The sequence below is a fragment of the Pseudomonas sp. BJa3 genome, assembly GCF_026343815.1.
Taxonomy (GTDB): domain Bacteria; phylum Pseudomonadota; class Gammaproteobacteria; order Pseudomonadales; family Pseudomonadaceae; genus Aquipseudomonas; species Aquipseudomonas soli.
In genome coordinates, this window is record NZ_JAOXMC010000019.1 from 60,228 (window position 1) to 74,240 (window position 14,013).

The window sequence follows — 14,013 nt, forward strand, 5'->3', positions numbered from 1 at the left end:
CCGACCTGCGAAGACACCCTAGGCCATTGGCGTCAATGACCGACGGTGGGTACAGCACAGCCTTTGTGGGGCAAAAGACCGTGGGCGTGTCAGCCATTGCCCTGGTGGCAGCAGCAATCATGTACCGCTCCAGGCGCCGCTAACTGCCCTTGAATGGCCGCTCCCACTTTTGGAATGCGACCATGCACCACAGCGAACCGCCCTACCACCAGGAACAGATCCTGCGCAGCCTGCCGGGCTGGACCAGGCACCTGCACCCCCACCACGTCAGCAGACTGCTGCGGCGCGCCCACCGCGAGCATATCCAGCAAGACGGGCAGCCAGCCCCCTGGTTCGCCCAGGCCCCGGCCGCCCGCCAGGCCGAGTTGCGTCAGGCCATCAAGCAGCGCGCGACGAGCCACCTGGCTCTGGCCAAGGCACTGCAAGACTTGCGCGGTATCACCGAGTTCTGCGAGCCGCTGCTGCAGGCACGACTGGGCAGTCAGGTGGCGCTGACACAGGCCCGGTTCAGGCATCAGCCGTTCACGTCGAGCCTGGGTGGCGAATTCCCCGACCCGTACGCGTCCCATCATGCCCCAAGCACTCCGGCCACGATCGAGGAACCGGCGGGCACCGCCAGTCTCACCAGCCTGCTCGAAGCGGCCCTGCACAATTTCGAGGGCGTGGCCGAGGTCGGCCCTTACAGCAGCCTGCAAGTCAGTGCCGACGACAGCAGTGCTCTACCCGGCCTGAGCACTGCCGCGTTTGTCACCCATTGCCGTCTGCTCGACCTGGGCCGGCGCTACCAGGAGCACCTGCAGGATATCTACGGCGGTCAGCGTAGAACGCTGTTGTGCGCCCTGTGGAGTCAGGCCCGGTGCCATGAGCTCACCGTACAGGCGTTGATCGCACGGATGCGCGGACACCTGACCGACGACGGCCTCCAGGCCGTGCGACAGCTCAGTAGCACCGGTTCGATGCCGCGCTACCGAGGTGCACCGGCCAGGGTAGCGGTGTTGCGCATGCTCGATACCCAGTTGCACGATCTGTTGCTGTTGACATCGAGCGGCCAGTCCACGCCGTCGTGTATCGCCTACTTGCCTTTTGACCATGCGCGACCGGTGCAGGAGTTCGACAACCTGCTGGCCTTCGGCAGGTACTTGCGTCGTCGCTTGCTGGAGCCCGCCTATCGCGAACGCTTCCTGGAGCATGTTGCCCTTAAGGACCGCCCAGGCATGGCGAGCAAGCTCAGGGCCAGACTGTTCGGAGCCACTGCGAGCGGCATGCGCCCGCTGGAAACGCCGTCTCCCGCTTTCGCCGAAACCGAGCCAGGCCTACATCCCTGGCAAGGCCTGCCGGCCACCCCCTTGCTACAGCAGCAGGATCCGCCCGCTCCCATCCGCTTCCCCGCACTGGCGATCCATGAAGTCGCTGTCGGCTTCCCCGTATGGCCGAAGCTGTTCAATGACCACGTACACCGCCTGCGGGAGGACGCCCGCTGCATCGCGGTGCCAACGGCGGACGTCGATGCCAAGGCCCGGCGTGAGCGCCTGGCTTTGTGGCGCGAGCGTGGCCTGAATGTGCTGGGCGTGGCGGCCATGTTCGTTCCCGGACTGGATGTCGCCATGCTGGCCGTGGGCGCAGGCCAGGTCATGGCAAGTATTTTCCACGGCTTCGAAGCCTGGTCCGAGGGTGACAACGCGCAAGCGGTGAACCAGGTCGAGTCGCTTCTGATCAACCTGGGCAGCGTGACCGCCATCGCCGGTGTTACCAAGCTGGCCCAGGCCTGTGGGTTCGTCGATTGGATGCAAAGCCTGTGGCTGGAGGGCCAGGAACTGCTATGGCACCCTGAACTCGAGCATTACCGCAGCCCGGTGGAGTTACCGGCGGGCCTTGAGCCCGACGAGCAAGGCATCTTTCACCATGATGACCGGCATTTCGTCGACCTGGACGGTACGCTCCACGAAATCCGCCGCGGCCTCGAGGGACAATGGCGCGTTGTACACCCTGCCGACCCTCGCGCCTATCAGCCAGCGCTGTACGGCAATGGCAGCGGTGCCTGGCGCATGGCGCACGAGCGACCACAAGACTGGGGGCGGGCCAAACTGATGCGCCGGCTGGGACCGCTTGGCGACGGGCTGACCGACGAGGAGCTGATTGCGGCACTCGACAGCACCGGCCTGGAGCGCGGCGTGCTCGAGCAGATGCACGTCAACGGCCGGCGCGCCCCCGCGCTACTGGAGGACGCCTTGCGGCGACTCAAGGCCGACAGCCTCCATCAAGTCCCGGCCCCGCCGGGTTGCGCTGCGGCGCTGACGATCGGGCGCGTGTTCTCCGGACTGCCCATGCAAGCACTGGAAGAGCTGGTGGCCACCGCCAACGGCGCCGAACGGCAAGCCCTTCTCAGCGGGCGGGTCCCCCTGCGGTTGGCCGAAGAGGCGCGGCTGTTGCAAGCCCGGTGCCGGCTGGACAGGGCGATCCTGGGCTTGTATCGCCCCAGCCTGGCCAATGCCGACAGCCGGCTGATCAGCGACAGCCTGTTGGCCGCACACCCGCAATGGACGCCCGAACAGTGCTATCACGCAGCCCTGGCCAACCGCCCAGCGACCGCACGCATGCTCGGTCAGCAACCGTCACAACCGGGCTGGCACTCACCTTTGCGCCTGAGCGACGGGCGTTACGGCTATCCACTGAGCCCCGGTTTGTTCGCCACGCGGGCAGAGCGCGAGCTGCATGCCCTGTACCCGGGGCTCAATGGTCGCGAGGTGCGCCAGTTACTGGCCACCCTGCGCGTCCGCGCAGGTGTGGCCGAACAGATACAGGCGCTGCGCATCCAGCTGTCCTCGCTGCGCGAACAGCTGCACGCCTGGACCGACAGAGGCACCCAAGACTGGGGTGACGAAGTCGGTGCGGGCTACGCCAGGACCGCAGACCTGCTCGTGCGGGCCTGGCAACGTCTGGACGGCGACATGCTGAGTCTTTCCAATGTCGCCCTCGACGCCCTGCCGATACTCACGGCACGCTTCGACCATATCACCACGCTGTCGCTGGAGAATCTCAATGTGATCGAGATGCCCGCCGACTTCCTGCAGGCCTTCCCGGCACTCAGGCGCGTCGATGTGCGAAACAGCTCCCAGTTGAGCGCCAGCTCGGTGCTGCAGGCATTGCGACACGCCCCACGGTTGCAGGAGCTTCGCTTGAGTGGCACGCGCCTGGGCGCGCTGCCCGCCGTGGCCCATGAGGTACTCCCCACCTTGCAGGACCTTCGCATCCTGGAAATGCCACATCACCAGCTGACGCTCACCTTGCCTGACCTGCGGATGCTCACCGGACTGCCGCTGGAAACGCTGGACCTACGCGCCAATCGTATTGCGCTGGATGCCGACACAGCGGATTTATTCAGTTCGATGCGACCACTGCGCCACTTGCTCCTGAGCAACAACCCCCTCGCCACCAGTCCCAACCTGACCGGCCTGGACAACCTCGCGACCTTGCGCCTGGATAGCAGCCGACTGCGCCTGTGGCCTACTGGGTTGAGCAGCCTGATGCAGCGCAATCCTTGCATGCTGCGGGTGGTGGACCTGAGCAATAACGGCATCGAACAGGTACCGGGGCTGCCCGCCCTGTTGTCCTCTCCCTTCCTGGGTGAACTGTTGGCCAGGCGTGCGTCATACCGCTGGCGGTTCAACGACAACCCGTTGGACGAGACAACCCGCGAAAGCCTGCAGATTGCCGGCGCTTCGGTCGAACAACGTGTCGAGGGGATCGACGGCACCGTGTCACCATGCCGAATCGACTGGTTGCAAAGCGCCAGCCAGCAACAGCGGGCAATGTGGGCAGCGCTATTCGACGCAGACGAGCATGCCAGCCTGCGCCAAGTCGTCGAACAGGCGGGCCTGTCGGCCAGTGCCCATCGCCATCCCCGAGCATTTGCCCGCCAGGTATGGGCACTGCTCGAGCGCGCAAGCGCCAGTACTCGCCTTCGTGCACGCCTGGACGACGTGGCCGATGAGTTCCCGGTGAGCTGTGGCGATGCAGGCGCCGATGGTTTCGGCACCTTGCAGATCGAAGTGATGGCCTACGATGAGTCCGCAGGCGCGGAGGTCGCCACCCCACCACTGTTCCAGTTCTTCCGGCGCCTGTTCCGGCGTGACCAGGTGAACACCTTGGCCCAGGACCTGTTCAACGCCCGCGTAGCTCGGCGAGATGCCCTGCGCGCTCGGGATGCCTGGGCCACCCGGCCGCTGGCCGAGCGTGGCGCCAGGCCCGTGCTGCCAGCCCTGCATCGCTTTGACACCTTGTCCGACGACGTGCTGCACAATGGCGTCGGTGAAGGCCTGGACCTGATCGAGATACGCTTGGCCCTGCGTACCGGCCTGGCCAGGCGCCTGGACTTCCCCGAGCCCCAGCAGGCGATGTTGTACCGCCACACGGCCGAAATCTCGCCGTGGACCGAGGAAGCGGTGTTGGAGGAAGTCGACGCCCGGGACCGGGACGCCGAGGCTCGCCGCCAGTGGATCGCCCGGCAACCAAGTTGGCGACGCCTGCTGCGCCAGGAGAACAGAGCCCGGTTCGAGATGCTCAGAAAACGCTGGGACACCGGCATGGACTACCTTGAGGGCAACGACCTCGACGGCGCGCTCGAAGCACCGGTGATCGAAGCGCTGACCCAGGCCTTGGGTCGCAGCCCGCTGGGCGAGGATGGCCAGCCCCTGCGTGAACCCATCGCCAGCGAGGGTTACGTCGAGGGGATGAACCGCATGGCCCTGGGCCTTGAAGAGGAAGAAGATGCTCTCTACCTGCGCCTGACCCGCCGCCGCGACCCCAACAACTGAGCCTACTGGCCGCGCAGGTCTTCGAAAAAGGCCTCCTGCCCCAGGACTTGGCTCGACGCACGTGCCTGCCCGGCAGCCTCGCCGCTGGCTTTCTCCACGTGCCAATAGCATTGCCGGACCGCCCGCGTCACCGCCACGTAGGCCAGGCGCTGTACCTCTTCTTTCTGCGCCGTATCGAATGCCTGGGCGTCTGCTGGTTTGCCCAGGCCGGCCAGGCGATAGACCTGGTTCTTATAGGGCGAGCTGGTCAGGTATTGGCAATCGCCAAGCATGAAAACCGCGTCAGCCTGTAGTCCCTTGGCGCTGTGATAGGTCAACTGGCGCAGGCGGCGCTGGCTGGGCGGCAAGCTAGAATCCACTTTAGCTATTTGCGACAAATGCTTTTCAATCAATAACTTATCGCTTGTTTTTCGAAACAGCATTAGTACCGTTTCACCGCGCTGGTAATGCTCGATCACCGTTTCGGCCAGCGCGGCCTCGTCCCGGTCGAAGACCTTCACCGGCGACAGCGGCAGTTCGGCCGCCAGCCCACTGGCCCTGGCCTTCTTGCCGGTGATGGCCGAGGCGCCTTTGACCAGATGCTCGGCGGCCTCGATGATGTACTGCTGGCTGCGGTAGTTTTCCACCAGCATCACCCGCGTGTTGGCCGGTGACGGGAAGGCCTTGGTGAACTCCATGAAGTATTTCGGCGAGCTGCCGCGCCAGCCGTAGATCGACTGCCAGTCATCGCCCACGCACATCAGCGATGAATGTTGCGCCACCCGCCCGCTGTGCATGGCCGGCCCACGGCGACGGATTTCGGCGAGGCAGGCACGCAGCCAACTGACGATCTGCGGCGAGACGTCCTGGAACTCGTCGATCATCAGATGCGCCAATGGGCGTAGCAAGGGATCGGGGAGCAACCCGAGGTTCTCCGGATTGTTCTCGCCAAACAGGGCAAACATGCGGTTGTAGGTCATCACCGGCGGCGACTGCGCCAGCAGGTGTGCTTCCAGTGCTTTCCAGAACAGCGCGAGGGCCTCGAAGAATGCCGCGTCGCTGTCGCCGGACGGGAAGTTCATGGCGGCCACGGCGGTGTTGACGTCCAGGCCGAGGTTCTCAATGAAGCTGGCGGCGCTGACGAAGGCGTCGAGCAAGGGCGCCGGAGCCAGCTCGCCCTTGACCTTGTACTCGAAGCCCGGACCGGCCACGGCATCACCCGCCAAGGACGTCGCAAGTCGTTTTGCCGCCGCATAATTATCAAGCCATATCAATGGCTTATCGCAAAAAGCTTGAAATAGGGTGCGCTTTACCGCCCATTCCGCGCGCACCGCCAGCTTGGCGCCCGGCCGCTGGTACTGGGCGCTTTCAGACGGGTCGAAGCCCAATACCACCCAGGCGTCCAGCCCTTCCAGACGGCCATGGACATGAAAGCGGCTGCCGCGGATCTGCACCGTGTCCCGGCACGGCTCGATACCCTTGATTGGCCAGGCACCGGCGGTAAACCACAGGTCCTCGATCACATCGCACAATTCCTCGTCGCGCTGGGCGGCCAGCTGGGTTACCTGTACACGCTTCTGCACATCCGGGTGGTCCGGGTCCAGCGGCTTGAGCAGCAGCGCCTCCTGGCGCAACGCGCCGACCAGCTGGACGAAACGCGGGCTCTGGCCCAGCAGGTCGCTGTAGCACTGGTTGAGCTGCTGGCGTTGGGCATCGTTCAGGCGCAGGTCGAACGGGTTGCTGTCAGCATTCGCCTCACCGCCTGCGGGCATTTCGTTGCCCAGGGTCTCGAACGCCCGCACCTGGGCAAAACCCGGCAGGCTGCGCACCAACGGCAGGATGCGCGAATGGAATGTACGCACCAGCTCTCGCCCCTGGGCAGGCGACAATTCGAGCTGCCACAGGGCGAACACCTGCAGCAGGCGCTGGATGAAGTCACGGCGCGACTCGCGGGTGAAGGTCACCACGGTCAGGGCATCGAGCTCGAAGCCCAGGTAGTGGCGCAGCAGCAGGATGCGCAGCACCAAAGACGTCGACTTGCCGGCGCCGGCGCCGGCCACCACGCAGGTCGAGGGCGTGTCGCTGAAAATCAACTTCCATTGCGCCGCGCTCGGTTGTGCCTCGCCAGGCAACCGCTTGGCGACATCAGCCTTGAAGCGCCTTTTCAGCTCGGCGGTCACCGGCAGGCGCCAGTCGTCGAACAGGTTGTCATCACGTCCCGGCGTCGCAGCCTGGTCCGGGCGGGTATCGCGGATCACCAGGACCTGGCGCCCGGCCTCATAGCCATCGACCCGGCCTTGCTCGTAGCCCTCACGCAAGCCATCGGCATGGCCGTTGCGCTGCCCCGTGGCGTGGCCGAGGAACCAGGAGTCGCGATGCTGCGCCTGCAGGCGCGACAAACCGCGGCCCAACAGGCGCGCGACCAGGCGACGCAACCAGGGCAACTGGGCGGGAGGGGTCAGGTCGGCCGGGGCCCGGGGATGCTCGTGCGGCACGGTCACTCCGTTGAAAATCAGAACAGCCGGCATGTTCGCCTCATCCGCGCAAAAGTGCCAGTGAATGCTTATGGATCAGTGGATTAGGCGATGAAGCGCATGCAGAGTCGCAAACTAAATTATCGAATTTAACGATTGTATTTAGCCGATATTTACGCTTTTTATCGATATTTTAAACACGCATCATGACCTCATTCCACCGACTCATAGGAGCGCCACCATGCTGCAACTGCGACCCTTCGAAAGCCTTGGCCACGCCAACCACGGCTGGCTCGACGCCCATCATCACTTCTCCTTCGCCGAGTACCATGACCCGGCACGCATGCACTGGGGCAACCTGCGCGTGTGGAACGACGACCTGATCGCGGCCGGTGCTGGCTTCCCGCCGCACCCGCACCGTGACATGGAGATCATCACCTACGTTCGCGAAGGCGCCATCACCCATCAGGACAGCCTGGGCAACAAGGGCCGCACTGAAGCTGGCGACGTGCAGGTCATGAGCGCTGGCAGCGGCATCGTCCACAGCGAGTACAACCTGGAGAAGGTCGACACGCGGATCTTCCAGATCTGGATCATCCCGGAAAAGGTCGGTGATGCGCCCTCCTGGGGTAGCCGCCCCTTCCCCAAGGGCGAACGTGGCGAAGGCTTCGTGACCCTGGCCAGCGGCCGCGAAGGCGATGACGACAGCCTGCGCATCCGCACCGACGCGCGCCTGGTGGCCGCGACCCTGCGCGCCGGTGAAAGCGCCGAGTACCGCCTCGATGAGGGCCGCCGCGGCTACCTGGTACCTGCCAAGGGACGGATTGAAGTGAACGGCTTGCAAGCCAAGGCCCGTGACGGGGTGGCGATCGAGCAGGAAACGCTGCTCAAGGTGACGGCGCTGGAAGACAGCGAAATCGTGCTGGTCGATGTAGCCTGATCGACCTTGGCCGGCCGCCGGCGCAGGCCGATATCGCACTTTTTCGCGTTTGTGCGCTCTATGCATGGCCAGGTCCCACCGATCCCCGGTGGGACCGCCTTTTCCAACCGGTGCCGATGGCCGTACGAAGACGCTTTCCGTTTCCTCGCCTACTGCTGATGGCCGGCAGCCTGGCGTGCCTGGTTGCCTGCACCCAGCAGCAGGGCCGTGACATGCTCACCCAGTTCGGCAACGGCAAGCCCGACGAGCTGTTCCAGACCAGCGTCGACCGCATGGCCACCCTGGCCATGCGCGACAACCTGCAAAGCCTGTATCTGCTGATGAACAAGCTGTACCTGCGCAACCCCAACCAGTGGCGACAATCGGGCTACCTCGACGCCACCACCGCGGCACGGCAGATCCGCATCGCCATCGAACAGCGCCAGTCCCTGGCGCAGTTGGGCGAGCGCCGCGACCTGGCGGCCTTGAGCTACGCCCTGAGCCCGGAGTTTCGCGGCGACCGGGTAGGCGCGTTCATCTATGCCATCGGCAGCATGCTGGTCACCGCCCATGGCGGGCGCACCGAGTTCTACATGACCGACACCCTCGACCCGTTGTTCATCCACAATGCCGCGCGCAACATCGAGAAGGCCACCTGGATGCTCGGCCAGCGCCAGGATGCCAATGGCGTGCTCCTGCTGTTTTCCAACGAAATCTCCGAGCAAGGCAGCAACCTCAGCTTCGCGGTGGAGTTCGGCAAGGTCGTCGCCCGCCTCGACCTGCTGGCGCAGATGCTTGACGAGCGCTATCGACGGATCGGCCTGAACTACGCGCAAAGCCTGCTGTTGATGAATTTCCTGCCGGTGCAATGAGCCGGGTCGGCCAGCAGAACGTCATCGTCGCAGCCCCTCGAGCGGCACGGTTGAGCCGTATCCGGTCCAACAGGCAAATGAGGCGCCAAGCAATCAACCCCGTCGCCGTTTCAGCTGCTGCTTCAACACCCGCAACGGCGGCGCATAGAAGAATCCGAACGACACGCTGCCCTGGCGGCCCTTCACCGCATGGTGCAGGCGATGAGCCCGGTACAGACGCTTGAGGTAGCGGTTGACCGGTTTCGGCGCCCTCGGCCAATGGCGGTGGAAGAATCCGTCATGGGCCAGCACGTAGGCCAGCTCATAGCCCGCCACGCCGCCACCAACCCATTGCAGCGGCGCGTGCCCGGCCTTGCCCAGCATCACCAGGGCAGCGGCGATAAGCCCGAGCGCCAGCAGGTAGAGGTCGTTGGTTTCCAGCATGCCCAGTTGCGGCTCGTGATGCGAGCGGTGCAGCCACCAGCCCCAGCCGTGCATGACGTACTTGTGGGCCAGCGTGCCGACGCCCTCCATGGCCACCAGGGTGCCGAACAGCACGGCGAGATTGAACAACATGTATCGGTCCGGGGGGGGGTTGGCAACGAAAGGCGCAAGCGTACCATTGCCGCCAGGTCATTCAGAGGGATTTTCCATGAAGGATGTACACACCTCGGCCAGCACCGGCTACACCCGCCAGTCGGGCAACTACGAGCAAGGGCGGCCGGACTACCCCGTCGCCTTGCAGCACTGGTTACGCGACACCCTGGGCATCGGTGCCGACACCCCGGTGCTCGACCTGGGCGCCGGCACCGGCAAGTTCACCCGCCTGCTCAGCGCGCTGGCACCGCACCTGACGGCAGTGGAACCGGTGGCCGCCATGCGCGCACGCTTCCACGAACGGCTGCCCGACATCCCCGTGCTCGAGGGCACCGCACAGCACATCCCGCTGGCCGAGGCCAGCCAGCAGGTGCTGGTCTGCGCCCAGGCCTTCCACTGGTTCGCCGATGCCGCCGCCCTGGCGGAAATGCACCGTGTGCTGGCCCCCGGCGGCCGCCTGGGACTGATCTGGAACGTGCGCGACGAAACAGTGGACTGGGTGGCGCGGATCACCGAAATCATCACCCCCTACGAGGGTGACACGCCACGTTTTCACACCGGGCGCTGGCGCGAAGCCCTCGCCGGCAGCCGCTTCAGCACCCCGCAGCTGACCACCCTGCCCCATGCCCATGAGGGTGATCCACAGACCGTGATCCTCGAACGCCTGCGCTCGGTGAGCTTCATCGCCGCCCTGCCCCAGCCCGAACAAGACGAGGTCATGGGCCAGCTGCAAGCGCTGATCAACAACCATCCGGACCTCAAGGGCCGTGAGCGCATCGCCTTCCCTTACCGCACCCAGGCCTACGTCTGCCAGCGCCTGCCGTAACAGGATTGTCATGATTCATGCCTTGACCCCGCGCGGGTCGAGGCGTATGGTCCGCCGCGCATTCAAGCATCCCTCACCCAGGAGACCCCTGCATTGGACAGTAGCCCCAGTCGATTGCGACAGGCCCACACGGCGAGCTAGTCCGGCAGCGTTCCTGCCACTGTCTCGCCGTACTCGGTAGACGGTGGTTCCCTTCGGCCCTCCCTGGCTGAACATTCCTCCTTAGTTTCCCAGCCCTGCCTCCGGCAAGGCGCGTGGTCCTGCGCATTCCTCGTTTGCAATCGCGCCGTCTCAAGTCGGCGCCCATGCGGGCCATCGCCCGCAGAACGGAGTTCGCTATGGATTGGAAAATCTTCCTGCTGCGCGTCAGCGTGGCCCTGCTGCTCGGTGCCCTGATCGGCGCCGAGCGTCAACTGCGCCAGCGCCTGACGGGCCTGCGCACCAACGCCCTGGTCAGCACCGGTGCCTGCCTGTTCGTGCTGATGACCCAGGCCGTGCCAGGCATGGCGCCCACCGATGCCTCGCGCATCGCCGCCTACGTGGTGTCGGGCATCGGCTTTCTCGGCGGCGGCGTGATCATGCGCGACGGCTTCAACGTGCGTGGCCTGAATACCGCCGCCACCCTCTGGTGCACCGCCGCGGTTGGCGTGCTGTGCAGCCTCGGGCTGTTGCTGGAGGCGTCGCTGGGCAGCCTGGTGGTGCTGTGCGCCAACATCCTGCTGCGCGACCTCGCCCAGCGCCTCGACCGCCAGGACGTGCTGCCGGCCAGCGAAGTCGAGCAGCGCTACGAGGTGCGCATCGTCTGCCGCGCCGAGGACGAGATCCAGGTACGCAGCCTGATGCTGCACAGCCTCAGCGACCCGGGCCTGCGCTTGCAGTCGCTGCACAGCGAAGACCTGGCCGACCCAACACGGCTGGAGGTACGCGCCGAACTGCTCGGCACGCCGCAGGCACCAACCCAGTTGGAGCGCCTGGTCGGCCGGGTAAGCCTGGAGAAAGGCGTCAGCTCGGTGCGCTGGCAATTGCAGGTTCAGGGGCTGGCCTCTGACTAGACGTCGTCACGCACATGCCGCTCGCGCAGTTCCTGGCGCTCCTTGGCCTCGACGCACAAGGTCGCGGTGGGCCGCAGTAGCAGGCGGCGCAGACCGATCGGCTCACCGGTTTCCTCGCACCAGCCGTAGTCGCCCCGGGCCAGGCGCTCCAGCGCCTGGTCGATCTTGTCCAGCAGTTTCTTCTCCCGCTCCAGCGAGCGCAGTTGCCAGTGGCGCTCTTCTTCGGCGCTGCCGATGTCGGCGAGGTCGCTGTGCACCTCCTGCTCACGCAGGGCGCGGAACTCCTGTTCGATACGGCCCTGCAGCTCGCCGCGCTGGGCCAGCAGCAGGTTACGGAAGAATTGCCGCTGCGGCTCGTTCATGTAGGCGGCTGCAGGTTGTTGCAACAATTGCTCTTCAGTCATGGCAAGGTTCCGAAATGCTGGGCGCGCGCCGCGCCCCTTTCGCTGGCAAGCCAGCTCCCACAGGGGCTGCGCAGCGGCCCCCGGCTCAAATCAACGATCGAACATCAAGGGCAATCCCTGGCACGGGTCGCACACCTGGCCCTGGTGCCAGGCCAGTTGCCCCGACACCACCGTGCTACGTACCACATGGCGGAAGGCGCGCTGCTGGAACGGCGTCCAGCCGCAGCGCGCCAGGATCGGGTCGTCCGCCACGGCCCGTGGCCTGGCCAGGCGCTCGACGATGGCGAAGTCCGCCCAGTACCCCTCGCGCAGGAAACCGCGTTCGCGAATGGCGAACAGCTCGGCCACCGCGTGGCTGGTCTTGGTCACCACCTGGGCCATGCTCAGCACCCCTTCGCTGACCAGCTCCAGCGCCGCCGGCAGGGCGTGCTGCACCAGCGGCAGGCCTGACGGTGCGCGGGTATACACCCGCCGCTTTTCTTCCAGCGTATGCGGCGCGTGGTCGGTACCGATCACATCGATACGGTCGCGGGCCAGGGCGTTGCGCAGGGCATCGCGGTCGGTGCCGGTCTTGATCGCCGGATTGCACTTGATCAAGTGGCCGAGGCTGGCGTAGTCGCTGTCGTCGAACAGCAGGTGGTGCAGGCACACCTCAGCGGTGATGCGCTTGCCGCTCACCGGGCCGGGCGTGAACAACGCCAGCTCGCGCACCGTGGTCAGGTGCAGCACATGCAGGCGCGTGCCGAAGCGCCGGGCCAGCTGCACGGCCAGGCTCGAGGAGCGGTAGCAGGCGTCGGCATCGCGGATCAGCGGGTGCGCGGCCGGAGGGATGAATTCGCCGTGGCGCGCCCGCCACCACCCCTCGTTCTGCACAATGCTGGGCGTGTGCTCGCAATGGGCCAGGACGATGGTCGGCGCATAGACAAAGAGTTTTTCCAGCACCTGCGGATCATCCACCAGCATGTCGCCAGTGGACGCGCCCATGAACACCTTGATCCCGGCCACTTCGCGGGGGTCGAGGGCGGCAATGGTGTCGAGGTTGTCGCGGCTCACCCCGAAGTGAAAACCATAGTTGGCCCGTGAGCCTGCCGCCGCCCGGCGCTTCTTGTCGGCCAGCGCCTCCAGGGTCAACGTCGGCGGGTTGGTGTTGGGCATGTCCATGTAGCTGGTGATGCCCCCGGCCACCGCCGCCCGCGACTCGCTGGCAATACTGCCCTTGTGCGGCGCCCCCGGCTCGCGAAAATGCACCTGGTCGTCGATCATCCCTGGCAGCAACCAGGCGCCCTTGGCATCGATCTCCAGTGCCGCCCGGGCGTTGTCGAGGCTGCCGGCGATCCGTTCTATGCGCCCATGGCGCACCAGCAGGTCGGCTTCGAATTCACGCCCCTCGTTGACCAGCCGCGCATTGCGCACCAATAGCGTGTCCATGCTCAGAACTCGTTCTGCAAGGCCTTGTAGCCCTGGACCAGGTCGATATTGGTGCGCGCTACATCCTCGGAGAACTCCGAGGCAGACACGCTGACCGGCGGGTAGCGCTCCAGGTCGGTATGCGGGCCGATGTGCTCGGTGGGCGGCACGTAGAAGCGCGGCGGCAAGTCGCGGCCGTCGACCACCGAGTTGTGCCGCACCACGCTGCCATCACCGACCTTGCAGTTGAACAGCACGCTGTTGAAGCCGATGAACACCCGGTCGCCGACTTCGCACGGACCGTGGACGATGGAGCGGTGGGCGATCGAGCTGTACTGGCCGATGCGCACCGCCGCGCCGGATTTGGAATGGATCACCACGCCATCCTGGATATTGGAGTTGGCACCGATGACGATTGGCTGCATGTCGCCGCTGGCGTCCACCTCGTCGGCGCGGATGACCGCATAAGGGCCAACGAACACGTTGTCGTGGATGATCACCTTGCCGCAGATGATGGCGGTGTGATCGATATAGGCCGATTCGGAGATTTGCGGAAGATGGCCGGAGGGGTTTCTGCGGATCACGGTGAGGGTCCTGCCTGGGAGGAAGAATGCAAATGTTACGTTATAACAATTACATTGCAACACCTTCCCGCGTCTATCTGGCAAACTGCACGTTACTGCGCGTCAA

At 65.3% G+C, this 14,013-nt stretch carries 10 protein-coding genes; 5 read left to right on the forward strand and 5 right to left on the reverse strand.

The window, feature by feature from the left end:
- The first annotated feature begins 182 nt into the window (after nucleotides 1-182).
- The gene (locus OH705_RS21685) at nucleotides 183-4,814 is read left to right on the forward strand and encodes a dermonecrotic toxin domain-containing protein (protein ID WP_267302959.1); all 4,632 of its coding nucleotides are present in this window, start codon (nucleotides 183-185) and stop codon (nucleotides 4,812-4,814) included.
- Nucleotides 4,815-4,816: 2 nt separating this feature from the next.
- Here the strand turns inward: OH705_RS21685 and OH705_RS21690 are convergent, their stop codons facing one another.
- Nucleotides 4,817-7,321: a UvrD-helicase domain-containing protein gene (locus OH705_RS21690; RefSeq protein ID WP_038706203.1), complete on the reverse strand. Its 2,505-nt coding sequence runs from the start codon at nucleotides 7,319-7,321 to the stop codon at nucleotides 4,817-4,819.
- 187 nt (nucleotides 7,322-7,508) lie between these two features.
- Here OH705_RS21690 and OH705_RS21695 point away from each other — a divergent pair, with 187 nt between their 5' ends.
- Together OH705_RS21695 and OH705_RS21700 are read left to right on the forward strand one after the other, a co-directional pair.
- Nucleotides 7,509-8,207, forward strand: a complete 699-nt coding sequence (locus OH705_RS21695; RefSeq protein WP_023631092.1) for a pirin family protein — start codon at nucleotides 7,509-7,511, stop codon at nucleotides 8,205-8,207.
- 116 nt (nucleotides 8,208-8,323) lie between these two features.
- Complete coding sequence (locus OH705_RS21700) at nucleotides 8,324-9,058, forward strand: hypothetical protein (RefSeq protein ID WP_416383587.1); 735 nt, start codon at nucleotides 8,324-8,326, stop codon at nucleotides 9,056-9,058.
- A 93-nt stretch (nucleotides 9,059-9,151) separates the two neighbouring features.
- Here OH705_RS21700 and OH705_RS21705 read toward each other — a convergent pair whose 3' ends face one another.
- Nucleotides 9,152-9,613, reverse strand: a complete 462-nt coding sequence (locus tag OH705_RS21705; RefSeq protein ID WP_094010000.1) for a sterol desaturase family protein — start codon at nucleotides 9,611-9,613, stop codon at nucleotides 9,152-9,154.
- A gap of 76 nt (nucleotides 9,614-9,689) precedes the next feature.
- Here OH705_RS21705 and OH705_RS21710 point away from each other — a divergent pair, with 76 nt between their 5' ends.
- Complete coding sequence (locus OH705_RS21710) at nucleotides 9,690-10,460, forward strand: class I SAM-dependent methyltransferase (RefSeq protein ID WP_110604613.1); 771 nt, start codon at nucleotides 9,690-9,692, stop codon at nucleotides 10,458-10,460.
- Between the two features lie 338 nt (nucleotides 10,461-10,798).
- Nucleotides 10,799-11,512, forward strand: a complete 714-nt coding sequence (locus tag OH705_RS21715; RefSeq protein WP_038706204.1) for an MgtC/SapB family protein — start codon at nucleotides 10,799-10,801, stop codon at nucleotides 11,510-11,512.
- On the opposite strand, the gene dksA is transcribed toward OH705_RS21715, so the two are convergent.
- The 3 genes from dksA to OH705_RS21730 all read right to left on the reverse strand — a co-directional run bounded on the left by dksA (nucleotide 11,509) and on the right by OH705_RS21730 (nucleotide 13,907).
- On the reverse strand, nucleotides 11,509-11,916 hold the full coding sequence (gene dksA, locus OH705_RS21720) for an RNA polymerase-binding protein DksA (RefSeq protein ID WP_023633185.1): 408 nt from the start codon (nucleotides 11,914-11,916) through the stop codon (nucleotides 11,509-11,511). The two genes, OH705_RS21715 and dksA, sit on opposite strands and share 4 nt — an antisense overlap.
- Before the next feature lie 90 nt (nucleotides 11,917-12,006).
- Nucleotides 12,007-13,344 (reverse strand): dihydroorotase, encoded by a 1,338-nt coding sequence (locus OH705_RS21725; RefSeq protein WP_267302960.1) that lies wholly within the window; start codon nucleotides 13,342-13,344, stop codon nucleotides 12,007-12,009.
- 2 nt (nucleotides 13,345-13,346) lie between these two features.
- Complete coding sequence (locus tag OH705_RS21730; protein WP_023631825.1) at nucleotides 13,347-13,907, reverse strand: carbonate dehydratase; 561 nt, start codon at nucleotides 13,905-13,907, stop codon at nucleotides 13,347-13,349.
- Nucleotides 13,908-14,013 lie beyond the last annotated feature (106 nt).

Excerpts from the sequence above, each read along its gene's own strand:
- OH705_RS21685 (WP_267302959.1), top strand. The coding sequence starts at position 183 with ATGCACCACAGCGAACCGCCCTACCACCAGGAACAGATCCTGCGCAGC.
- OH705_RS21690 (WP_038706203.1), bottom strand. The coding sequence starts at position 7,321 with ATGCCGGCTGTTCTGATTTTCAACGGAGTGACCGTGCCGCACGAGCAT.
- OH705_RS21695 (WP_023631092.1), top strand. The coding sequence starts at position 7,509 with ATGCTGCAACTGCGACCCTTCGAAAGCCTTGGCCACGCCAACCACGGC.
- OH705_RS21700 (WP_416383587.1), top strand. The coding sequence starts at position 8,324 with ATGGCCGTACGAAGACGCTTTCCGTTTCCTCGCCTACTGCTGATGGCC.
- OH705_RS21705 (WP_094010000.1), bottom strand. The coding sequence starts at position 9,613 with ATGTTGTTCAATCTCGCCGTGCTGTTCGGCACCCTGGTGGCCATGGAG.
- OH705_RS21710 (WP_110604613.1), top strand. The coding sequence starts at position 9,690 with ATGAAGGATGTACACACCTCGGCCAGCACCGGCTACACCCGCCAGTCG.
- OH705_RS21715 (WP_038706204.1), top strand. The coding sequence starts at position 10,799 with ATGGATTGGAAAATCTTCCTGCTGCGCGTCAGCGTGGCCCTGCTGCTC.
- dksA (WP_023633185.1), bottom strand. The coding sequence starts at position 11,916 with ATGACTGAAGAGCAATTGTTGCAACAACCTGCAGCCGCCTACATGAAC.
- OH705_RS21725 (WP_267302960.1), bottom strand. The coding sequence starts at position 13,344 with ATGGACACGCTATTGGTGCGCAATGCGCGGCTGGTCAACGAGGGGCGT.